The 20,421-nt window shown below is 55.9% G+C and carries 21 protein-coding genes; 7 read left to right on the top strand and 14 right to left on the bottom strand.

Annotated features, from left to right (window positions below; translation table 11 throughout):
* Complete coding sequence (gene rsd / locus CPA50_RS16710) at nt 1-480, top strand: sigma D regulator (protein WP_096783669.1); 480 nt, start codon at nt 1-3, stop codon at nt 478-480.
* A 103-nt stretch (nt 481-583) separates the two neighbouring features.
* Here rsd and CPA50_RS16705 read toward each other — a convergent pair whose 3' ends face one another.
* From CPA50_RS16705 to CPA50_RS16695, 3 genes are all read right to left on the bottom strand, one after another.
* A complete protein-coding gene (locus CPA50_RS16705) occupies nt 584-1,315 on the bottom strand; it encodes an FKBP-type peptidyl-prolyl cis-trans isomerase (RefSeq protein WP_096783668.1) in 732 nt (243 codons plus the stop codon).
* Between the two features lie 153 nt (nt 1,316-1,468).
* Nucleotides 1,469-1,852, bottom strand: a complete 384-nt coding sequence (locus CPA50_RS16700; RefSeq protein WP_096783667.1) for a DUF4124 domain-containing protein — start codon at nt 1,850-1,852, stop codon at nt 1,469-1,471.
* Nucleotides 1,849-2,406: a DUF2390 domain-containing protein gene (locus tag CPA50_RS16695; RefSeq protein ID WP_096783666.1), complete on the bottom strand. Its 558-nt coding sequence runs from the start codon at nt 2,404-2,406 to the stop codon at nt 1,849-1,851. The genes CPA50_RS16700 and CPA50_RS16695 overlap by 4 nt, the downstream gene beginning before the upstream one ends.
* A gap of 45 nt (nt 2,407-2,451) precedes the next feature.
* On the opposite strand from CPA50_RS16695, the gene CPA50_RS16690 reads away from it, so the two are divergent.
* Nucleotides 2,452-4,431: an ATP-binding cassette domain-containing protein gene (locus CPA50_RS16690; RefSeq protein ID WP_179397254.1), complete on the top strand. Its 1,980-nt coding sequence runs from the start codon at nt 2,452-2,454 to the stop codon at nt 4,429-4,431.
* 8 nt (nt 4,432-4,439) lie between these two features.
* Here CPA50_RS16690 and ppx read toward each other — a convergent pair whose 3' ends face one another.
* Entirely contained in the window at nt 4,440-5,975 is a 1,536-nt protein-coding gene (gene ppx / locus CPA50_RS16685) for an exopolyphosphatase (protein WP_413772168.1), read from the bottom strand.
* 304 nt (nt 5,976-6,279) lie between these two features.
* Here ppx and trxA point away from each other — a divergent pair, with 304 nt between their 5' ends.
* Complete coding sequence (trxA, locus tag CPA50_RS16680; RefSeq protein WP_096783801.1) at nt 6,280-6,606, top strand: thioredoxin TrxA; 327 nt, start codon at nt 6,280-6,282, stop codon at nt 6,604-6,606.
* A 106-nt stretch (nt 6,607-6,712) separates the two neighbouring features.
* Nucleotides 6,713-7,318, top strand: coding sequence for a molybdenum cofactor guanylyltransferase MobA (gene mobA, locus CPA50_RS16675; RefSeq protein ID WP_096783664.1), 606 nt, complete (start codon nt 6,713-6,715; stop codon nt 7,316-7,318).
* A gap of 18 nt (nt 7,319-7,336) precedes the next feature.
* Here the strand turns inward: mobA and CPA50_RS16670 are convergent, their stop codons facing one another.
* The 4 genes from CPA50_RS16670 to moaB are packed head-to-tail and all read right to left on the bottom strand — an operon-like array spanning nt 7,337 to nt 9,872.
* The gene (locus CPA50_RS16670) at nt 7,337-7,786 is read right to left on the bottom strand and encodes a molybdenum cofactor biosynthesis protein MoaE (RefSeq protein WP_096783663.1); all 450 of its coding nucleotides are present in this window, start codon (nt 7,784-7,786) and stop codon (nt 7,337-7,339) included.
* A 1-nt stretch (nt 7,787) separates the two neighbouring features.
* A complete protein-coding gene (gene moaD / locus CPA50_RS16665; RefSeq protein ID WP_096783662.1) occupies nt 7,788-8,048 on the bottom strand; it encodes a molybdopterin converting factor subunit 1 in 261 nt (86 codons plus the stop codon).
* A gap of 1 nt (nt 8,049) precedes the next feature.
* Complete coding sequence (gene glp / locus CPA50_RS16660; protein WP_096783661.1) at nt 8,050-9,261, bottom strand: gephyrin-like molybdotransferase Glp; 1,212 nt, start codon at nt 9,259-9,261, stop codon at nt 8,050-8,052.
* 38 nt (nt 9,262-9,299) lie between these two features.
* Complete coding sequence (moaB, locus tag CPA50_RS16655) at nt 9,300-9,872, bottom strand: molybdenum cofactor biosynthesis protein B (protein WP_096783660.1); 573 nt, start codon at nt 9,870-9,872, stop codon at nt 9,300-9,302.
* A gap of 367 nt (nt 9,873-10,239) precedes the next feature.
* Here moaB and rho point away from each other — a divergent pair, with 367 nt between their 5' ends.
* The 3 genes from rho to CPA50_RS16640 all read left to right on the top strand — a co-directional run bounded on the left by rho (nt 10,240) and on the right by CPA50_RS16640 (nt 14,366).
* Nucleotides 10,240-11,502: a transcription termination factor Rho gene (rho, locus tag CPA50_RS16650; RefSeq protein ID WP_096783659.1), complete on the top strand. Its 1,263-nt coding sequence runs from the start codon at nt 10,240-10,242 to the stop codon at nt 11,500-11,502.
* Nucleotides 11,503-11,863: 361 nt separating this feature from the next.
* Nucleotides 11,864-13,351: a 4-hydroxy-3-polyprenylbenzoate decarboxylase gene (gene ubiD / locus CPA50_RS16645; protein WP_096783658.1), complete on the top strand. Its 1,488-nt coding sequence runs from the start codon at nt 11,864-11,866 to the stop codon at nt 13,349-13,351.
* Nucleotide 13,352: 1 nt separating this feature from the next.
* Nucleotides 13,353-14,366 carry an FAD-binding oxidoreductase gene (locus CPA50_RS16640; RefSeq protein ID WP_096783657.1) on the top strand — a complete coding sequence of 338 codons (1,014 nt, stop codon included), beginning with the start codon at nt 13,353-13,355 and terminating at the stop codon, nt 14,364-14,366.
* Nucleotides 14,367-14,460: 94 nt separating this feature from the next.
* Here the strand turns inward: CPA50_RS16640 and CPA50_RS16635 are convergent, their stop codons facing one another.
* The 6 genes from CPA50_RS16635 to CPA50_RS16610 form a co-directional block, all read right to left on the bottom strand.
* Complete coding sequence (locus CPA50_RS16635) at nt 14,461-15,702, bottom strand: heme biosynthesis HemY N-terminal domain-containing protein (RefSeq protein WP_096783656.1); 1,242 nt, start codon at nt 15,700-15,702, stop codon at nt 14,461-14,463.
* A complete protein-coding gene (locus tag CPA50_RS16630) occupies nt 15,699-16,811 on the bottom strand; it encodes a uroporphyrinogen-III C-methyltransferase (protein ID WP_096783655.1) in 1,113 nt (370 codons plus the stop codon). The genes CPA50_RS16635 and CPA50_RS16630 overlap by 4 nt, the downstream gene beginning before the upstream one ends.
* Before the next feature lie 8 nt (nt 16,812-16,819).
* Nucleotides 16,820-17,632: a uroporphyrinogen-III synthase gene (locus tag CPA50_RS16625; protein WP_096783654.1), complete on the bottom strand. Its 813-nt coding sequence runs from the start codon at nt 17,630-17,632 to the stop codon at nt 16,820-16,822.
* Nucleotides 17,613-18,554, bottom strand: coding sequence for a hydroxymethylbilane synthase (gene hemC / locus CPA50_RS16620; protein WP_096783653.1), 942 nt, complete (start codon nt 18,552-18,554; stop codon nt 17,613-17,615). Before hemC ends, CPA50_RS16625 begins: the two co-directional genes overlap by 20 nt.
* A gap of 73 nt (nt 18,555-18,627) precedes the next feature.
* On the bottom strand, nt 18,628-19,410 hold the full coding sequence (locus tag CPA50_RS16615) for a LytR/AlgR family response regulator transcription factor (RefSeq protein WP_096783652.1): 783 nt from the start codon (nt 19,408-19,410) through the stop codon (nt 18,628-18,630).
* A complete protein-coding gene (locus tag CPA50_RS16610) occupies nt 19,407-20,378 on the bottom strand; it encodes a sensor histidine kinase (RefSeq protein ID WP_413772175.1) in 972 nt (323 codons plus the stop codon). Before CPA50_RS16610 ends, CPA50_RS16615 begins: the two co-directional genes overlap by 4 nt.
* Between the last annotated feature and the right edge of the window lie 43 nt (nt 20,379-20,421).

Genomic DNA, 20,421 nt, shown 5'->3' with positions numbered 1-20,421 from the left:
ATGTTGGAAAATTGCCGAAATGCCAGGGAGCGTTGGGGTGGCGTCAGCGAGCTTATTGACCGTTGGCTCAAGGATCGTCAGGAGCTATTGGTTCACTACTGTGATTTATCCGGAGAAAGTGACTTCTCCCAGACAGAAGCCTTGAAACAAAAGTTCGTGCGGCTTTGTGAGGTGCTTGTAGATTATGTGTCTACCGGCCACTTTGAGATATATGAGCAGCTGATCAGGGAAGCCCGGGAGTTCAATGACGGTGGTCTGGAGCTTGCGGCAAAGGTTTATCCGCGCATTGAGCAAACCACAGAGGTTGCCCTTAATTTTAATGATCAGCTGACTGAAGGGGCGCTTCCGGAGCAGGAAGTGAAGGTTCTGTTTGATGAGCTTTCCCGGTTGGGTGAAACGTTAGAGAGTCGTTTTGAGATGGAAGATTTTCTGATTGAACATCTCCACAACGTGCATGCAGGCAAGGTGGCACCAGTCTGATCCAGCGCTGACGCATACAAAAAAGCCTCAGTCGGCATTACCCGCTACTGAGGCTTTTTTGCGACTTCAGGCAGGCTGAAGTCGCGGATACGAGTCTGGCGGATTACTCGGAAGCTGCGTCTTCTTCTGCACCCGGGTTGATAGCCAGTAGTTCTACATCAAAAACCAGAGTTTCGTTCGGGCCGATCGCGCGATTACCACCCGGGCCGTAGGCCATATCAGACGGGATATAGAGCTTGTAGCGGGCGCCTTCGTTCATCAGTTGCAGGCCTTCGGTCCAGCCTGGAATAACCTGGTTCAGAGCGAAGGTCACTGGCTCGCCGCGTTCACGGGAGCTATCAAAGACCTCTCCGGATAGAAGCTCACCGGTATAGTGCACCTGAACAGTATCGGTTGTTCCCGGTTGCTCACCGTCGCCTTCTTCCAGTACTTCGAACTGAAGGCCTGATTCGGTTGTCTCAATGCCGTCGCGTTCGGCATTTTCGGCAAGGAAGGCTTTACCGGCTTCAAGGTTTTTCTGTGCCAGCTCTTCCATCTGTCGGCTCTGTTCTTCCTGCAGTGATTGCTGGTATTCCATCAACGCCTGCTGGATTTCTTCACGGCTCATGCGCTTGGTTTCTTCATCGCCGGCGTGACCATGCTGGATGCCTTGCAGAAACTGGTCCATCTGCAGATTCGGCAGGTCGTTATTCATCCGCTCTCCGAGCACCAGACCCATGCCATAGCTGACCTTCTGGTCGGTGGAGTCCAGTTTCGGATCCACAGGAGTTTCTGGTGGAGTTGAACAGCCGGCAACCATGCCAGTCATCGCCAGTGCAAGCAGCGTTTTTTTCATTACATCATCCTTTTGAGTCATTAAGGAGCGGGCATTGCCCGCATATTGTGTTTGTCTGAGCGGAAAAGGTAACGGGTTCGGAGCGGAGATTCCACTGAACATCTGTTAAGAAGCTACAGGAGCCCCTTGCTCAGCTGCGAAGACCTGACCTGGTCAGCTTCCATTGCTTCCCGTGTTCGGGCCAAGATAAAAGGGTGCACTGTATGGTGATTGCCAGTCGGTCTCAGGATCGGGTGCTCTGGCAGGTGCCCGGTTCTTGTCAGCCCTTTCTATGGCCAGTGTATTCCACGGGCCCTGTTCCGGTGGCCGATCGGCATAATGCCAGTTGCCGTCAGTATCCCGCCACTTGAAGACGATGTCCGGGCCGTCTGTCGGAATAGGAGAGGGCACCAGCCCCTCAAATGCTGGTATGTCGGGTTGCGCTTCTTCCGCAACCGGCTCTGACGCCTGATCAGGGTCATTAAGGCCGAAGAACATCAGCAGCAGCAGCAGGCCGAGAGCCGGAAATGAGAGCCGGACGAGCCATTTGATCATCATGGCTGTGTGCCTCCCTGTGGAAAGGCGATTAAAATATCGCCCAATATGCTCAGGAGCTGCCGGGTATCTGCGGTCATCCCGGATACTGGTGCTGCCGCAGCGAGATTGGGGCGGATCAGATTGTCACGTTCATGCATGTTGCTCTGTTCCGGGTTGGGCGTTGTTAAAGTCTGCCATGCCAAAGCCAGTTCGATACGCTCTGACTCCAGCTCAAGGCTGGCGAGACTTGAGCGCAAAGCGGTATATGAAGCCTGGGCCTTAGGCACAGACATACGAATCTTGCGCAAGCTGCCGGTTACACGACTCCGCCACTCTGTTACCGTAGCGTCCTCGATTCCGGTGTACGCCCTGCCGTTCAGTGCAAGCCATCCGGCGCATAAAATCCGTGTTACGCTCCAGCCTTCAGTCTGAAGAGCCAGACAGGTTTCCTGCGCCAGTGTGTCCTGCCAGAATATCAGTGCAAACCGCCAAAGCGGGTTTTCCAGCTCTAAATGTTCCGGCAACCTCATGGTTTCTAGAGGTAAATTCAGGTTGGCTTCCAAGCTGACCGGCATGAGCGCTGAACCATCCCTGACAATTTACGTTGATTATATGAAAACATGTTAACGATAACCGATCTCAGTTTACAACGGGGCGGCGTCTGGTTGCTAGATTCCGTCGCTCTGACTGTGCAATCTGGCCAGCGTGTGGCCATTGTAGGTGCCAATGGTGCCGGTAAATCCAGCCTTTTTCAGCTATTTCTGGGCCAGTTGGCTCCGGAGCAGGGCAGTGTGTCACTTCCTGGTGGTTGTCGCATTGCGCATATGGCGCAAGAAGTTGAGGCAACAGGGCGAACTGCAAGGGACTTTGTTCTCGACGGCGATCTGGATTTACGGCGCCTTGAGCGGGAACTCCGGCAGGCTGAAGACCGGGGTGATGACAATGCGATAGCTCATATACACGGCGAGCTGGACATTCACGAAGCCTGGTCTGCAGCCAGGCGCGCCGAATCTTTGCTACGCGGCCTGGGTTTCCAGAATGGCGATGCAGACCGGCCCGTGTCGGCTTTTTCCGGCGGCTGGCGCATCCGGCTGAACCTTGCCCAGGCGCTGATGCGTCCTTCGGATCTCCTGTTGCTGGATGAGCCGACCAACCACCTGGACCTGGACGCTTGTCTGTGGCTGGAGAACTGGCTGCGCCGTTACGATGGTACGCTGCTGTTTATCTCTCATGACCGGGATTTCATGGATCGGGTCGCTACTCATGTGGTTCACTTTGATCGGCGCAGGCTGGAACTGTATACCGGCAATTACTCTGCATTTGAGGCTCAGCGCAGTGAGCGCCTCGCACAGCAGCAGGCGGGTTTTGAACGTCAGCAGGCACGAATAGCTGAGATTCAGCGGTTTATTGATCGCTTCAAGGCCCAGGCCACCAAGGCCCGGCAGGCTCAGAGCCGTGTAAAATCACTGGAGCGGATGGAGAAAATTGCCCCTGCGCATATTGATTCACCATTCAGCTTCGAATTCCCGGTCTCAGACAAAGTGTCCAACCCGCTGCTTTCCATACGACATGGTCAGGCAGGGCACGGTGAAACCGTTATTCTCAATGACATCAATCTGAGCCTTCTTCCGGGAAGTCGCATTGGCTTGCTCGGGCCAAATGGCGCGGGTAAATCCACGCTGATGGATGCTTTGCTGGGCGAGGGTGAAGAAGGCGCGGTAAGTACGTTGCTGTCCGGCGAGCGGACCTGTGGCGAGAACCTGGCTGTCGGCTACTTTGCCCAGCATCAGCTGGAATCGCTGGATCTGGCTGCAAGTCCCTTTCTTCACCTGCAAAGGTTGTCGCCCAAAGCTTCGGAGCAGAGCATCCGGAATTTTCTGGGAGGCTTTGATTTTCATGGTGACGAAGCCTTGAGTCCCATTCGCTCATTTTCGGGTGGCGAAAAGGCCCGTGTTGCGCTTGCGGTTATTGCCTGGCAAAAGCCCAACCTGCTCCTTCTTGATGAGCCGACCAACCATCTTGATCTTGAAATGCGTCAGGCATTGACCATGGCGCTGCAGAATTTCGAAGGTGCCATTGTGGTGGTATCCCACGACAGGCATCTGTTGCGTAACACTGTTGATGAATTCTGGCTGGTTAATGACGGTCGCGTTCTGGAATACCAGGGTGATCTTGAAGATTATGAACGCTGGCTGGCGGATCGTCGTAAGGACGATACTGAGGCTCCTAAGCGGCAAGCTGTTGACGCAAAAAATATGGACAACAGCATTGCCGGCCCGGAATCAGAAACCGGTGTTGGTGAAAGCGCTGAGGACCGCAAGGCGCGGAAGCGGGCAGAGGCTGCTCTCCGGCAGAAGCTGAGTCCTTTCCGCAAGAAACAGGCGACACTGGAAAAGCAGATGGAATCTCTGCATGAAATTCTTGGCGAACTGGAATCGGAGCTTGCCGACCCCGGTTTGTATGGTGACGAATCCAAAAGCCGGTTAAAAGAGCTGCTGGGCAAGCAATCAAAAGCTAAATCCCAGCTGGAAGCTACCGAAGCGGAATGGCTCGACGTCAGCGAAACCGTAGAGGCGATGGAGAAAGAGTTGGCGGGCTAGCGAACCTGTCAGCCACCGGCCAGTTCGAGCACAAAGTTCTGCTTGGCCAGATAGTCCTTTTCGTTCATCAGGTCCGCAAGTGTCAGAGGCCGCTCATCAAACCAGCCCTCGGGGAATGTCAGTAAAAGGCCATTCTCTCTGGGCTGCAGTGTGAACGCCGGTGGTGGTTCCTGATTGCGGGAATGCTGAATCAGCACGGCGAGACGCACCAGTATGCAGAGGCGCCGCAGGCGCTCCAGGTCATTCGGGTCTACTCCATCAAAGATGGACATGGAAAACTTGCGCCGATGGCCTCGTACCAGAATTGCCAGCTCCATCTGGGCCTGCTGGGTAAAGCCGGCCATGTCGGTATAGCGCAGCAGGTATGCACCATGCTTGTGATACTGGCTGTGCGATATGGTCAGGCCAATTTCGTGCAGTTGGCAGGCCCACCGCAGAACCTCCTCATCCGGAACCGTATTCAGGCCCCAGTGGTCTGCAATCTGTTCCCAGGCTGCAATCGCAGTTGCTTCGACGGCAGCTCCCTGGTTTCGGTCCAGCAGGTGTCGCTCCTGAAGGGCCGAGATACTCCGTTCCCGTACATCTTCGTGTTGGATTCGACCGGCAATTCCATACAGCAGCCCTTCCCGGAGCGCGCCATCAGCGAATGTCATATCCTGGATGTCCAGGGACCGGAAAGCGCCCAGAAGGATCGCAAAGCCAGCGGGGAAAATATTCTGACGATCCGGGCGCATGCCGAGTTCGCTGAGTTTTTCCACGTTCCCCATATCCACCAGCCGCAGGCGCAGCTCCTCCATGGCGGGCAGGGTGATTTTGCCGTCGGTTATCTTGAGGGTTGCCAGTACGTTGCTGATGGCTTTAATGGACCCTGACGCGCCCACTGTGCTCTGCCAGCCTACCGAGCGGAAATGCCTGCGGATGCTGAGAAGCTCCTGCTCGGCGTGGGTAATGGCTTTGTCCATCTGTTTGCGGTTGATGCGGCCATCTGAAAAATACTGGTTCCGGAAAGATACGCAGCCCATGTGCAGGCTTTCCAGCTCCTGTGGCTCAAACCGCTCGCCGATAATCAGTTCCGTGCTGCCACCGCCTATGTCGATCACAAGACGCCGCCCTGCATCATCAGAAAGCGTGTGCGCGACGCCCAGGTAGATCAGTCGGGCCTCCTCCCGCCCGGCAATGATTTCCACCGGATAGCCCAGAACTTCTTCCGCCCGCGCTATAAACTGGTTGGCGTTGCGTGCCACCCTGAGGGCATTGGTGCCCACGATCTGAACGCACTCCGGTGGAGTTCCGTTAAGGCGCTGGGCAAACCTGCGCAGACAATCAAGGCCGCGTTGCTGTGCTTCTTCTGTCAGGCAGTTCTCTGAATCGAGGCCATCGCCAAGCTGGACCTTTTCGCCCATTTTTTCGACGGTACGGATTTCGCCATGTACCAGCCGGGCTACGACCATGTGAAAACTGTTTGATCCCATATCGATGGCTGCCAGCATATCTGGAGGAGCAGAAATATTTTCGGCAGAAGGGGAGGCCGTCACGGTGATCATAATCCTGTGGTGTGAACTTGTGCGTACTATAAGCGATAATCCCGGGATCTGTCAGTAAATGCCCGGGTTTGCCTGCAGCCGAAATGCGGAGGAATTATCCGGGGTCAGAAGCGTGCCGGGACAAGCTGGTGGATCTACTGCTTCACATCCGCCGGATCAATCGCGTAAAGTAGGCGCTAATTGATGGGGGTGAAGGGTTGTCTCCCGAATAACGGGAACCTTCAGCAACAGCCAACTGCAAGCGGATACAGGCGCCGGCGCCGCCGTCGGAGACCGTATCTGCTGCATGAATCAGGAAAATGAAATGAGTGGAAATATCGTAAATGTAACGGATGCATCTTTTGATCAGGACGTGCTTCAGTCTGACGTTCCCGTACTGGTGGATTACTGGGCAGAGTGGTGTGGTCCCTGCAAAATGATTGCACCTGTACTGGAAGAAATTGCTGACGAATACGATGGCAAGCTGAAAGTCTGCAAACTTAACATCGACGAAAATGAGCAGACTCCACCCAAGTTCAATATCCGTGGTATTCCGACGCTGATGCTGTTCAAAAATGGCAACGTCGACGCTACCAAAGTAGGCGCACTGTCCAAGTCCCAGCTCGCGGCATTCCTCGACAGCAATCTCTGATTGTTTTTCTGAGTGCCTGAACACCGCCCCGGACCAGGCTCCTGGGCGGTTTTTTATTGTCTCGTATCAGGCAGAAAACAGCCTCACTTTGTGCTTGAGACACGCCATGAACGACGCAGCTCCAAAACAGGAAGGTTCGCAAAAAGCATGTGCCCTGCTGCTCGCTGGCGGAAAGGGAACCCGCATGAATGGCAGAGACAAAGGCCTCATGCACTGGCATGAACGCCCAATGGCGTACTGGGTAGCCAGGGCCCTGAGGGCCGTTGTCACCCCTGTACTTATAAGCGCTAACCGCTCTCTGAACGAATACCGAATGCTCGGCGATGTACTGGAAGACCCCTTCGGTTACAAAGCCCAGGGCCCTCTTGCAGGTTTGCTGGCGGGCATGACAGAAGCAGAAAAGCGCGGTTTTGACGCAGTGCTCGTCTGCCCCTGCGATACTCCCGGGGTGCAGCCGGAAGTATTCCAGAGACTTCTTGCCGCCTGGCGGGAACAGCCGGGCAGGCCCGTGATCGCCCGGTGCGATGGCAGGGATCATCCCTTGCATGGCGTATACCCGGTCAGACTTGCGGGGCTTTTGGAGGCTCAGTTACGGGATGACAATCGCAGGGTAATGGTATTTGCAAACGCTGCTGGCGCAAAAGCACTGGATTGCCCTGGTGCTGAAGCGGTTTTCAAAAACAGAAACCGACCAGAAGACCTGATGAGCTAAGGTTTGCGGAGGCCTGAACTACTTCTGCCAGGCCTCTCCCCGAATAATATCCGAAGCCTTCTGCTCTACCCAATGCTCTCCGCTATCAGAAAGCTCCTTCTTCCAGAACGGCGCAGACGTCTTCAAAGCATCCATGATGAATTCGCAGGCTGCAAACGCATCCCTACGGTGACCGCTGCAAACCCCCACAAAAACAATCTGGTCCTGTAGCAATAACTTGCCAATCCGGTGAATGACCCGCGCTTTGCGAACATCCCAGCGCCGCGAAGCCTCCTCTACAAGCCCCGAAATGACCTGTTCCGTCATTCCCGAATAATGCTCCAGAAACAATCCCGATACGCCCTGCATGTCACCGTTGTCGCGTACCAGCCCGGTAAATGTAGCAATAGCGCCTGTACCCGTGCCACTGTCTCGCAGGGCGGCGTACTCGGCACCCGAATCAAAATCCTCTGTCTGGATACTGATCATCCTAACCTCCGGTTACCGGCGGGAAAAACGCCACTTCATCCCCGGCTTTCACGGATGTTCCGGGTTTTGCCATGGCCTGATTGATTGCAATCATTACCGGCTGGCTACCCTGCAACTGGGCCCATGGGCCACCGCGACTGGCCAGAGAGGCAAGCAGGTCGCCAGCGGTCTGGTTCTTTTCTGCCGGTAGCTGCAGTTGTTCTGTGCCCAGCTCTTCCCGGAGACGGGCAAAAAAACGGACGGTCAGGGTCTGGTCGGTCATATCAGCTCAGCAACTCAGTGAATGGAAAGTAGGTTAGCAGGTCACCCTCAGTAACCGTGGTCTGCTCCGGGACAACCGCCAGACCACCGGCCCAGCAGGCAGAGCTCAGTACGCCAGAGCTCTGGTTCGGGTAGGCGCTGACCCTGCTTTGGCCATTGACAGATTCCGTACGTGCGCGGACAAACTCCCTGCGCACTGAGGGCGAGGATACGTTAAAGGCGGCAGGCAGCTGCTGACCCGAAGGGTGAATCTGCAGGCGGCCCTGACAGCTGCGTATGTAGGGCATACCCACGATCAGGAATGTGACCAGCACCGCAGCCGGGTTGCCGGGCAGGCCCAGTACGGGCGTGCCGTTGATCGACCCGAACGCGAGAGGTTTTCCGGGTTTGATCGCCAGACGCCAGAGCGACAGCTCGCCGGAATCTTCCAGAACAGCGCGCACGTGGTCTTCCTCGCCAACAGAAACCCCACCACTGGTGATGATCAGATCTGCCTGTGCTGCGGCGCCTTCCAGGGCTTCCCGGGTAACAGACCGGGTATCTTTCAAGGTTTCGCACAATACGACCTTGCAGCCAGCCTCTGCCAGCAGGCCAAGCAAGGTAAAGCGGTTCGTATTGTAGATTTGCCCTGGTTCCAGCGGTGTTCCCGGATCCACCAGTTCGTCGCCCGTGGACAGGATCGCGACTCGCAATCTTTTCATGACTGCGACGTCCGCTATACCCATGGAGGCAAGAAGCCCCATCTCCTGAGGCCGGATCCGGGTACCTTTTTTCAGGGCCACATCGCCCTCAGTGAGATCCTGGCCGCGCTGGCGGATATTCTGATCGGCCTTTACCTCTGAATTAATCTCTATGCCACTACCTGTAACCTCAACCCGCTCCTGCATTACGACTGTGTCGGCACCGGCCGGAATCTCTGAGCCGGTAAAAATACGGGCGGCGGTGCCGGGCTTTAGCGGAGCGGGGGCAGAGCCGGCCGGGATCCGGTCTGATACGGGCAGTACCTGGCCTGGAGTAAAGTCCCCGGCGCGCAGGGCGTAGCCGTCCACGGCACTGTTGTCGGCCGGAGGCACGTCCGCGGGAACCCTGTAGTCCTGAGCCAGTACCCGGCCCAGGCTTTCCGCAATTGGTACGAGCAGGGATTCTGTCATCACCGGAGCTTTAGCCAGCAAGTGGGCAATGGCCTCTTCAACCGGTGTCAGATTGGCTGCCATGGTTTTCTCTCCATGTTCTGAATTAGTGGGCAGTGAAATTAGCGGGTAGCGCGTTTGCCGATAACCTGCTGAAGGCGTTCAACAGCACGTTCCGGCTTCCGGCTGACCAGAGCTGAAAAGTTGCAGGGGCCGTGGCGGCTGTCGAGTTGGGTGTTCAATATGCCGTTCCAGCCCGTCCGGCATGCTCCGGTGGAGCCTGGCAGGCAGAAAATTGCAGTATGGTTGGCAAGGCCGCCAAAGGCTCTGGACTGGATAGTAGACGTGCCGATCTCTGAAGCGGAAATACGTCGAAATTCTTCCCCGAAGCCTTCGATGGTCTTGTCCAATAGTGGCGCAACAGCTTCCGGCGTGCTGTCGCGCTCATGAAAGCCTGTGCCTCCAGTTATGATAACCACATGGACATCCGGTTCCGCAATCCAGCATGACATCGCCGCACGAACGAGATAAACGTCGTCCGGCAGGATGCGCCGCGAAATCAGCCGGTGCCCGGCCTCTACAACACTGTCTTCAAGAAACTGGCCGGAGGAGTCTTCATCCTCTCCACGGCTGTCGGATATGGTAAGAATCGCGATGTTGAGGGGCTTAAGCTCGCTGGTACGTTCACTACTCATGGGACGGTGCTCCGGGAAATACAGTAAATATGTTGCCCGTAAGTATCCCCATCAGCGGCAGGGATTGGAAGGGAGTAACCCATCAGGGGGAGGCTTCTGGTCGCGCGCGCAGGCTTTTGAGCAGGAAAATGGCGTTTATTTGCCTCTCATGCTTGACATCGGCGGGTAAGGTAGCAGATTATCGCTCTTGCCCTGCGAACGGTTGTTCCCACTCTACTGGCTTCTAGCACTTTGATTCCGGATTATATCTTTACCCCGGTTGTTTCATCAGCCAGCATCTGTTTTACAACTAGTTAAATGATTTGTTCCTGGGCACCCCTGTCATCCCAACTTCCGTTTAATTCCATTCTTGAAAATCTAATAACCTATGAACCTTACCGAACTCAAGCAGAACTCCATGCCCGAATTGCTCGAAATTGCGCAAGAGATGGGCCTCGAAAACCTGGCGCGCTCGCGTAAACAGGATGTTATCTTCACCATATTGAAGAAGCATGCGAAAAGCGGCGAAGACATTTATGGCGATGGCGTACTGGAAATTCTGCAGGACGGTTTCGGCTTCCTCCGCTCTGCCGACGCCTCATACCTGGCCGGGCCAGACGATATTTACGTCTCCCCCAGCCAGATCCGCCGCTTTAATCTTCGCACCGGCGATACCGTTGCCGGCAAAATTCGCCCACCGAAAGACGGTGAGCGTTATTTTGCATTGTTGAAAGTTTCTGAAATCAACTTCGACAAGCCAGACAATGCCCGTAACAAGATCCTGTTTGAAAATCTGACGCCACTGTTTCCTGACGAGCGCATGCAACTGGAAGCTGGTAACGGAAGCACCGAGGATCTTTCGTCGCGGGTACTGGACCTTGTTGCTCCAATCGGAAAAGGCCAGCGCGGACTGATTGTCTCGCCACCCAAGGCTGGTAAGACCCTGCTGATGCAGAGTATTGCCCAGTCGATCACGCGCAACTATCCAGAGTGCCATGTCATGGTGCTTCTGATTGATGAGCGTCCGGAAGAAGTTACCGAAATGCAGCGCACTGTGCGCGGCGAAGTGATTGCGTCAACCTTCGATGAGCCACCTGCGCGTCATGTTCAGGTAGCGGAAATGGTTATCGAGAAAGCCAAGCGTCTGGTTGAGCACAAGAAAGATGTGATCATCCTGCTGGACTCCATCACCCGTCTGGCTCGTGCCTATAACACGGTAATTCCTTCCTCTGGCAAGGTTTTGACCGGTGGTGTTGACGCCCACGCTCTCGAGAAACCCAAGCGTTTCTTCGGTGCAGCCCGTAACGTTGAAGAAGGCGGCAGTCTCACAATTCTTGCAACAGCTCTGGTGAACACTGGATCCAAGATGGACGAAGTGATCTACGAGGAGTTCAAGGGCACAGGTAACATGGAAATTCATCTGGATCGCAAGATCGCAGAGAAACGTGTTTATCCGGCAATCAATATCCGTAGCTCCGGCACGCGTCGTGAAGACCTTCTGATGAGCGAAGCGGATATCCAGCGAGTGTGGATTCTGCGTAAATTGCTGCACTCCATGGACGACGATACCGCAGCTATCGAATTCTTGCTGGACAAGCTGAAAGACACCAAGACCAACGACGAGTTCTTCCAGTCGATGAAGCGTCGCTAAGATTGGTGCGTTAGTGCCTCGGTCGTATCGGCCAGGTGCTGCATTCGCGCTTTTGCCTTTGGGGCTGGCAGTACCGGGGAGGGTGTCTCCGGTACTGCCGGTCAGGTTTTGGGCGCGTACCTCTATTGGATTACAGTTAAGTTTTGGCGGGTTTTGGTCTTGAGTTAACTGATAATTCCGTGAACGCGGTGAGGGCCGGCTTTCCCAGACTGTGTCTTGCCATGGATGGCAAGACCAAGCCCCCAGGGATGGGTTTACGGCGTGTCTGGGAAAGCCGGCCCTCATTGCGTTCTGGCACCGGGCGAGAGGTCCGGGAGGCGATGAAATTCGAATTTGAAACCAGCCGTTTTCGGAGCCAACGATGAAATACAACGATCTGCGGGATTTCATTGATCAGTTGGAGAAACTGGGCGAGCTGAAGCGCATCCCGGTTGAAGTAGATCCCCATCTGGAAATGACCGAAATCTGTGACCGCACACTGCGGGCAGGCGGTCCTGCATTGTTGTTTGAAAACCCCAAGGGCTACGACATGCCCGTGCTTGCCAACCTCTTTGGCACCACGAGAAGAGTGGCTCTGGGTATGGGGCAAGAGAGTGTTACCGCGCTTCGGGACATTGGCAAATTGCTGGCCTATCTGAAGGAGCCGGATCCCCCCAAGGGCTTCAGGGACGCGATCGAAAAACTGCCATTGCTTCGGCAGGTAATGCGTATGAGCCCGAAAGTGCTCAGGTCTGCGCCCTGCCAGGAAGTTGTCATCGAAAAAGACAAGGTCGATCTTTACCAGATTCCGGTGCAGCACTGCTGGCCCGGGGATGCCGGGCCTTTGGTGACCTGGCCCCTGGTGATTACCCGTGGACCCCACAAAGAGCGTCAGAATCTCGGGATATACCGGCAACAGGTTATCGGCCGTAACCGTCTGATCATGCGCTGGTTGAGCCATCGCGGCGGTGCGCTGGATTTTCAGGAGTTTCAAAAGGCCAATCCGGGCAAGCCTTATCCGGTCGCTGTGGCTCTGGGTGCAGATCCGGCCACAATTCTTGGTGCCGTAACGCCAGTGCCCGATTCGCTGTCCGAGTATGCATTTGCGGGCCTGCTCCGGGGCAGTCGTACCGAGCTGGTGCAGTGTGGCCTCAGTGACCTGCAGGTGCCTGCCAGCGCGGAAATTGTACTTGAAGGCTTTATCTATCCCGACGACAGGGCGCCTGAAGGTCCGTTTGGGGATCACACAGGTTACTACAACGAAGTGGATGAATTCCCCGTCTTCACTGTCGAGCGTATTACCCACCGGAAAAACCCGATTTATCACAGCACCTATACCGGCAGGCCGCCCGATGAGCCAGCTATTCTGGGCGTGGCGCTGAATGAAGTATTTATTCCGATTCTGCAGAAGCAATTTCCAGAGATTGTGGATTTCTATTTGCCCCCGGAAGGCTGCTCTTACCGTCTTGCAGTTGTGACTATGAAAAAGCAGTATCCCGGCCATGCCAAGCGGGTGATGATGGGCGTATGGTCTTTTCTGCGCCAGTTCATGTACACCAAGTTTGTTATTGTCACTGATGACGATGTGAATGCCCGGAACTGGGAAGATGTAATCTGGGCCATCACGACGCGGATGGACCCCGCCCGAGATACTTTGCTGGTCGAGAACACGCCCATTGATTATCTGGATTTCGCCTCGCCAGTGTCGGGGCTGGGCTCCAAAATGGGAATGGATGCCACCAATAAATGGCCGGGCGAAACCGATCGGGAATGGGGCGAACCTATTGCCATGTCCGACGCGGTCAAACAGCGCGTAGACGAACTCTGGGACAGCCTGGGTATTGAAACTTCTCCGGCCCGCCCCGATTGATATGGACAACCGGCAGTTGCCGAGCTGGCAAGTAGGCATTGAGCCTTCCGGGATTCGCTATACAGCAGGCGCTGCCGCAGATTTGCTGAGTGCTGCAGCCAGTGTAGGTATTGCCGTTCCCTTTGCGTGCAAAAACGGTGTATGCGAACTATGCGAGGCCCGATTGCTCAGCGGCTCCGCTTTGAATACCCGAAACCAACAGACGATCCCCATCGGAGCGCGGCTGATGATGTGCAGAACAGCCGCGCTCGACCATCTTGAACTGGAGATAAGTGCCGTTATGGCAGCAGGAAAGAACCCGCCCCGAAAGTTTCAGGCAAATGTCGTGGATGTGCGTGCTATCAGCCACGATGTGTATCGGGTAGAGCTTCAGCTGCCGCGGAGGCGTGAACTGTCTTTTCATGCGGGCCAGTATCTGGCGGTCAACCTGCCGGATGCTGAACCCTGCTATTTTTCGATCGCCAGCAGCCCGTCTGAGCCGCATATTGAGCTGCATATTCAGGCGTCTCCGGATTGGGTGTCTGCGCAGAAGGTGATTGACGCTCTGACTTCCGGAGAAACCGTCAATATCGAGTTACCCTATGGCAAGGCCTGTCTTGCCTGTATGCCGGAGAAGCCTTTGCTGCTGATTGCGGCGGGTACCGGTTTTGCGCAGATGAAAAGTCTGGTGGATTACCTGCGCGGAACATCCTGTTCCCAGACGGTAAAGCTGTTCTGGGGGGTTCGCCGGCAAGAGGATATGTACCTCCGGTCCATGGCCAGCCAGTGGGAGCAGGACTGGCCAGAGTTTACCTTCCAGCCGGTAGTCGGTGATGACGAGGACAATGACTGGAGCGGACATCATGATCAGCTCGTACGTGCGGTGCTGGATTCCGGCGCCGACTGGAATAACGTAGAAGTACACGTAAGTGGCTCACCTGCGATGGTTTACACGCTAATGGATGCCCTGCTTGAAGCCGGGTTGCCAGCTGACAGATTCTTTTCCGACGTGCTGGAATACGCACCCCGGAACTAAAACGTTAAAAGGCATCAGAACTTTCATTCTGATGCCTTTTATGGGTTTTTACTGTCGCTTTTCTGCCGGGTGATCGACGCAGGATCAGGGGCCATCAGGCCTTGGGCATCGGTAACTCGGGAAGCCCGTTATCTTTTGCCAGGCCTTGCATCACCAGCTTAACGCTTACCTCTTCATCGCCCATGTGTGCGCTCAGGCGGCTTAGCTCTGCGAGAGCTTCACGGCTGCGGCGTAATCTGAGGCTGGTCTCGAAATACTCCCGGGCTTTACCCCAGAGTTCATTGCGTAAGCTCAGCCGGCCCAGGGCCAGTAGTAGTTCGGCGTTGTTCGGACGGTCTTTCAGCCACTGCTCGGCGGCAAGTAGCTGTTCGTCCGGTTTGTTCCCCTCTATCCGGCCATAGAGATTGACCAGATCGTCGCTCCAGTGATTGTGCAGAACCTTGCGCAGCAGGGTCTCGGTTTGCCCTTCTTCACCAAGATCCGCCAGCAGGCGCGCATAGTCTGCGATGGTCTTCTCATCACGGCGCAGAAAGCCTGGCAGTTCATCCCACAAGCGGGTGAGTGGCTCCAGAGAAGCATCCGGAGTGTCTTTTTGCTGCCGCCTACAGTCCTCGGCGGCCCGTTCGAGCAGGTTGTGCCATACCTGACGCTCCAGTTCACCCAGCTCGGATTCCGGAAGCACGCTACGCTTGCGCAGTTCTGGCAGTAATTTTGATAGTTCGCGCCAGTCTTCCAGGCGAAGGTAAGTGGTTTTTAGCAGCTTGAGAACAAAAGGGTGGTGCGGAGACTGCTTGCGCAGACGTACCAATGTTGCCAGAGCCTGCTCCAGGCGATTGCCGGCAAGCTGAAGCTGAGCCTGGGTAATGCCCACTGCCATATCTGAGCCAGGGGTGCTTTCAAATGCCTTGCGCAGCATCTCGTCAACGGCTTCGTGGTCGCCGCATTCGAAGGCTGCCTGTGCCGCAGCCAGATAGTTGATAAGTGGTGTGTCTGCATTGCTGGCAGCCGATGTCAGCATCTTGCGTGCCCTCGGCCAGTTGCCTTCTGCCAGTGCCAGCAGGCCCTGAGTGGTCCGGCGACGCGCACGCCGCCCTTTACCGCGGGAAACCCAGCTGGCTACCAGTCCGGTGCCTTGTCGCATGCGGCGTAAAAGGCCTATGGACAGTACAATCAGAGTGATCACAACAATGAGCAGCGCAAGACCTACCCAGAAGTTGGTTTCTATCAGGTAGTTGCCCAGGCTGATACGGATGTAACCCAGGTCATACTGCAGGCCGAGCGAAAGCCCGGTGCCGATTAGCAGGGCAAACAGAACGATCAGAAGCAGGCGAATCATGAATCATCGCCTCCGTTATCTGCCTGGTCTTTTTCATCGCCCTTGTTGAGCCGGCCTGCAAGTCGTTGCTTGAGCAGGTCCAGGGATTTGCTGATGTCAGGAAGATCGGGTGCAACGTTACGTGTCGACAGCTCTTCAAGTGTATTGCTCAGCGCGCTTACCCGTGGGTTGCTTGCGTCGTACCAGTCACTGACAGCCGCTTTAGCCTTGGCCAGCGAGCGTTCATACAATGGCTGGTTACCCCTCAGAACAGCCATCTCTGCTTCTTCGAGCATCAGTTGCATATTCAGGCGGGCGTAGGCGCTCTGGTCCGGTGACAGCAGCGGCTTGACCGATTCATCCAGACGGCGAACCACTACAACCTGCATCAGCGTAGATTTGAATTTCTGCCAGGCTTTGACCAGCATGCCGGGCTCTCCGCCTGCTTCAGGGTTGTCTTCTGCCTGTGAGCTGGAGAGGAACCCCGGCGCCTGTTCGCTGATAAGCGCCTGATCAGTCAGTTGGTGAACGCTGTCTATAGCCGCTTCAAGGGTCAGGTAAAGCCCTGTCCTGTCAACACTGGAGATACCTTTGAGTGTCAGGATTTCCCGGGCAAGTTGCTGGCGTACCGGGTATACACCAATGTCGTCAGATTCTGTCAGTACTTCGTCTGCTGCTTCGAGTGCGGAAAGGGCTCCGCGAATGTCTTTTTCGATCATCAGCCGCTGGTTGGCAATGCGCAGGAGATACTCGGCTTCTGCGAGTAGCCAGTCCGTGCGGGTGCGGTTCCCGGCTTCGAGCAGTTCGCGGGCATTGTGGTCAATCTGTCGCTGTTGGGTAGCGATCAACTCCCGCTGAGAGCTCAGCTTGTCTTCCAGGGATTGCAGGCGCTGGCTTTGCTGGTTACCACTGGAGCCATAAAGACTTTCAAGCTGCGAGGTATTTTGCTGCAGGTTGTTCAGTGTCTGCAGTGTGGCCTGCTGACTGTTCCACTGCTGCCAGTTCCAGAGGGCCAACACGGCAACACTGATCAGTGCAATTATGGAGATAACCCAGACCGGCCAGACTTTTGGGCGTGAGGGTTGCTCTTTAGCTATCGGGGCTGGTAATTGTTTCGTTGTCTCAGTCACGGGCGTCCTTACTTGGCTTTTCCGGAGCCACCTTCCCGGCCGGCCAGTTGTTCTGCGACGGCGGCCACGATGTCATTGTCGGCAAGGCTTCCTGGTATACACGGAGCGTTGAATCCCGCCGCACGAGCCTGATCAGCGATACGCCGGGCAGGCACAATAACGGGACTATCATATAGATTATGGCTGCAATTCGCGGATAGTGCGATGAGATTGTTCAGGGTTTCTCCGGAGAGGGCAATAACAGCATCCGGCGTGGACTGAATCAGGGCACTGTGAACCTGTGCTGTTGTGTAGTCAGGGCAGTACCTGCGGTACAGAGGCATCATGGTTACTCGTGCGCCGCGTGCTTCCAGTGTTTTCCGTATCAGTTCCCGCCCTTGCTCTCCCCGTGCCACCAATACCCGCTCGTTATCCAGGCGTGCCAGAGATGGCAGTTTCAGCAAGGCTTCACTTGTCCAGCCTTCATCTGGCCTGCGCGGTTTCAGTCCATGTTCTGCAAGGGTTTTTGCAGTGCCTGCCCCGACGCCATACCAGTTCAGACCGATGGGGAGCTGAGGCCACCAGGTGTCTAGCGCTTCCAGTAAAAGACGAGCTGCATAGGGGCTGACAGCAATAACATGGGAGAACTCATCGAGGCCCAGAATGGTGGCGCGCCTTTCCGGAGTCTCTGGCAGCGGTTCCCGTTCTATCATTGGGAGAACCAGCGTTTCGGCGCCGGCAGCCTGAAACTGCCGGGCCAGACGTGACGCTTCCGGTTCTGGCCGGCAAATCAGAATGCGCCGGCCAGCCAGGGAGGCAGGGTCAGAGGGGGGTGTGGCCATATATTTCAGCCAGTACTTTGTCTGCGCCCAAGGCCAGAAGGTCTTCTGCCAGTTCCCTGCCCAGACGCTCACCTTCAGCTCGGGGTGCCCGGCCTTCAACACGGAAAATCCGGGTGCCATCAACGGCGCCAACCAGCCCTCGCAACCAAAGAGTATCGTCGTCCTCCAGCAGGGCATAGGCCGCAATGGGCACCTGACAGCCACCTTCAAGACGACGGTTCAGGGCGCGTTCTGCTTTGACCCGGTCAGCTGTGTCGGCGTGGTTCAGAGGTTCCAGCATGGCGAGCAGTTCGTTGTCATCGAGCCGGCATTCAATGCCGAGAGCGCCCTGGCCAACAGCTGGCAGAGACACGGTATCAGGCATGGAGTAACGGATTCGGTCGTCAAATCCCAGACGCTTGAGGCCAGAGCTCGCCAGCACGATCGCATCGTAATCACCGGCGTCGAGTTTGGCGAGGCGGGTGTTTACATTGCCGCGCAGAACCCTGATTTCCAGATCCGGCCGGTAAGATCTGAGCTGTGATTCCCGGCGCAGGCTGGCGGTTCCGACTACAGCCCCCTGGGGAAGAGCGTCCACATTATCGTAATGGTTGCTGACGAATGCATCTGTCGGGTCTTCCCGCTCACAGATGGCAACCAGGCCCAGCCCTTCGGGAAAGGCCATGGGGACATCTTTCATGGAGTGCACGGCAAGATCCGCCCGGCCGTCGAGCATGGCTTCTTCCAGCTCTTTTACAAACAGACCTTTACCGCCGATTTTGGCGAGAGGGACGTCGAGGATCTTGTCTCCCTGGGTTTTGATTTTGACCAGCTCCACAACCACGTTTTCATGGAGTCGTTCCAGTTCGGCCTTGATGAATTCTGCCTGCCATAGAGCCAGAGCGCTGCTGCGGGTTGCGACACGAAGGGTTCGTTTGGACATGATGCTCACTGTCAGTTCTGAAAATGTTCGCCAAGATTACCTTGTGGCGCCATAAAAGTCCCGTGGGGCCGCTTTACAAAGGGGACTGGCCAGGTTGCTGCCCTTGCAGCCACTGACGTACGCAGCTGGCATGCCGGCGACTTACATGGAGTTCTCCCAGGCCGTCCCGGAGCAGTACCAGGTTATGACCCTCCGGCGTGCGCTTCAAGGCCTGGATAAAGCGCACTCCCACCAGCGTGTTGCGATGAATCCGGAGCAGATGGTTCGGGTAGGCATTTTCCAGATCTTTCAGTGTGTAGTCGGAAACGGTTTCGCCACGGGTGTGATGGATAGTCACGTATTTCTGATCGGCCTGACAATAGTGGATCCCGGCTATATCTATGAGCTCGGTACCCCTGTGAGTACGAACCGGCATTTGCGCTTCAGGCGGTTGCGGAGGGATCGCGGTATTGGCTGAGCTCATGCCTGACAGTGCCCGTAACTGCACGCGATTCACCCTGCCGGCCCGCGCCAGAGCTTCTTCAAGCGCGCTTTTGCGAACGGGCTTCAACAGATAGGCTGCGGCCTGAACGTCGAAGGCCTGGATGGCATAGCTGTCGTAGGCAGTACAGAAAATAATCGCCGGAGGGTTTTGGAGCTGGCTCAGGCGTGTGGCAACCTCCATACCATCAATGCCTGGCATGCGTATGTCGAGCAGGAGTATGTCCGGCTGCAGTTCGGCAACCCGGGCAAGGGTTGCATCGCCATCTCCGGCTTCACCGCAAACCTGGTATTCCGGCAGGCTCTCAACCAGGCGCCTGAGACGCTCCCGGGCCAGAGGTTCATCGTCTGCAATCAGGATCTTCTGCTTTTTCATGGTTTCTGTGAGGTTTTTGGTAGCCTCAGGGTGACGGTGTAAACGTCATCCTGATGGCTGTGTTTAAGAACAGCAGACTCGCCAAATAATACCTGTAGCCGGGCCTGTATGTTGCTCAGTGCCATACGGTTGCCATTATGCTGGCTCTCACCCGTGCATTCCGGTTTCGGATTCTGCACCAGCAGGTACACAAAGTTGCCCCGGGTTTCAGCCTCTATGCGCACCATACCTCCCTCCGGGCGCGGCTGGATTCCGTGATATACCGCGTTTTCGACCAGTGGCTGGAGAGTCAGCGGAGGTATGGACTGGCTCTCCAGCCCCTCGGCAATATGCCATTCCAGCTTCAGTCGCGGACCAAGGCGCAGGGCCTCAATGGCAAGGTAACGCTGGCACAGATCCAGTTCCTTTGATAAGGGTATGAGCTGGTCGCCAGTACGCAGGCTTGCACGGAACAGTTCTGACAGATCCAGAACGGCTTCTTCGGCCTGGTCAGGGTCTGAGGCAATGAGACTGGCGATAGTATTCATGCTGTTAAACAGAAAGTGTGGCTGTATGCGTGCCTGCAGCGCAGCAAGGTGTGCCTGCATTTCTGCTTCCCGTTGCTGCTGCCACTGGTGTTGTAAATAAAAATAGCGCAGTACCATCAGGACAATCAGCAACGCCAGCAGCAGTTTTTTCGCAATTGCATGCCAGCCAGTGATGCCTGGCTGCGGGTGCAGGACATTGTCGGCAAACAGGCTGAATGCGAGTACGTCCAGCAGCACGATGGTTGCGATCGCCAGGGTGGCACGAGGCACTGACATTCTGGCCAGGTGTTGGCGAAGCAGGCAGATCAGTGCAGCGCTTGTGAGCGTGGTCCACTGCACGAACACCGAGAGGAGTGCAAAATAGTTCCAGTCAATCCAGCCGTCGCTGGCCTGGACAATAGCCAGCACCAGTACCAGCAGTTCGCTGGTAATAAGTAGCATGAATACTGATCGCACCCGGCATAAATCCGGCACGAAGAAATCC

The sequence above is a fragment of the Marinobacter sp. ANT_B65 genome (assembly GCF_002407605.1).
Taxonomy (GTDB): domain Bacteria; phylum Pseudomonadota; class Gammaproteobacteria; order Pseudomonadales; family Oleiphilaceae; genus Marinobacter.
Note: the sequence above shows the minus strand (reverse complement) of the source record. Positions and strands in the feature narration are given on the sequence as shown.

Coding starts and splice junctions, on each gene's coding strand:
- rsd (WP_096783669.1), top strand. CDS start 1: ATGTTGGAAAATTGCCGAAATGCCAGGGAGCGTTGGGGTGGCGTCAGC.
- CPA50_RS16705 (WP_096783668.1), bottom strand. CDS start 1,315: ATGAAAAAAACGCTGCTTGCACTGGCGATGACTGGCATGGTTGCCGGC.
- CPA50_RS16700 (WP_096783667.1), bottom strand. CDS start 1,852: ATGATGATCAAATGGCTCGTCCGGCTCTCATTTCCGGCTCTCGGCCTG.
- CPA50_RS16695 (WP_096783666.1), bottom strand. CDS start 2,406: ATGCCGGTCAGCTTGGAAGCCAACCTGAATTTACCTCTAGAAACCATG.
- CPA50_RS16690 (WP_179397254.1), top strand. CDS start 2,452: ATGTTAACGATAACCGATCTCAGTTTACAACGGGGCGGCGTCTGGTTG.
- ppx (WP_413772168.1), bottom strand. CDS start 5,975: ATGATCACCGTGACGGCCTCCCCTTCTGCCGAAAATATTTCTGCTCCT.
- trxA (WP_096783801.1), top strand. CDS start 6,280: ATGAGTGGAAATATCGTAAATGTAACGGATGCATCTTTTGATCAGGAC.
- mobA (WP_096783664.1), top strand. CDS start 6,713: ATGAACGACGCAGCTCCAAAACAGGAAGGTTCGCAAAAAGCATGTGCC.
- CPA50_RS16670 (WP_096783663.1), bottom strand. CDS start 7,786: ATGATCAGTATCCAGACAGAGGATTTTGATTCGGGTGCCGAGTACGCC.
- moaD (WP_096783662.1), bottom strand. CDS start 8,048: ATGACCGACCAGACCCTGACCGTCCGTTTTTTTGCCCGTCTCCGGGAA.
- glp (WP_096783661.1), bottom strand. CDS start 9,261: ATGGCAGCCAATCTGACACCGGTTGAAGAGGCCATTGCCCACTTGCTG.
- moaB (WP_096783660.1), bottom strand. CDS start 9,872: ATGAGTAGTGAACGTACCAGCGAGCTTAAGCCCCTCAACATCGCGATT.
- rho (WP_096783659.1), top strand. CDS start 10,240: ATGAACCTTACCGAACTCAAGCAGAACTCCATGCCCGAATTGCTCGAA.
- ubiD (WP_096783658.1), top strand. CDS start 11,864: ATGAAATACAACGATCTGCGGGATTTCATTGATCAGTTGGAGAAACTG.
- CPA50_RS16640 (WP_096783657.1), top strand. CDS start 13,353: ATGGACAACCGGCAGTTGCCGAGCTGGCAAGTAGGCATTGAGCCTTCC.
- CPA50_RS16635 (WP_096783656.1), bottom strand. CDS start 15,702: ATGATTCGCCTGCTTCTGATCGTTCTGTTTGCCCTGCTAATCGGCACC.
- CPA50_RS16625 (WP_096783654.1), bottom strand. CDS start 17,632: ATGGCCACACCCCCCTCTGACCCTGCCTCCCTGGCTGGCCGGCGCATT.
- hemC (WP_096783653.1), bottom strand. CDS start 18,554: ATGTCCAAACGAACCCTTCGTGTCGCAACCCGCAGCAGCGCTCTGGCT.
- CPA50_RS16615 (WP_096783652.1), bottom strand. CDS start 19,410: ATGAAAAAGCAGAAGATCCTGATTGCAGACGATGAACCTCTGGCCCGG.
- CPA50_RS16610 (WP_413772175.1), bottom strand. CDS start 20,378: ATGCTACTTATTACCAGCGAACTGCTGGTACTGGTGCTGGCTATTGTC.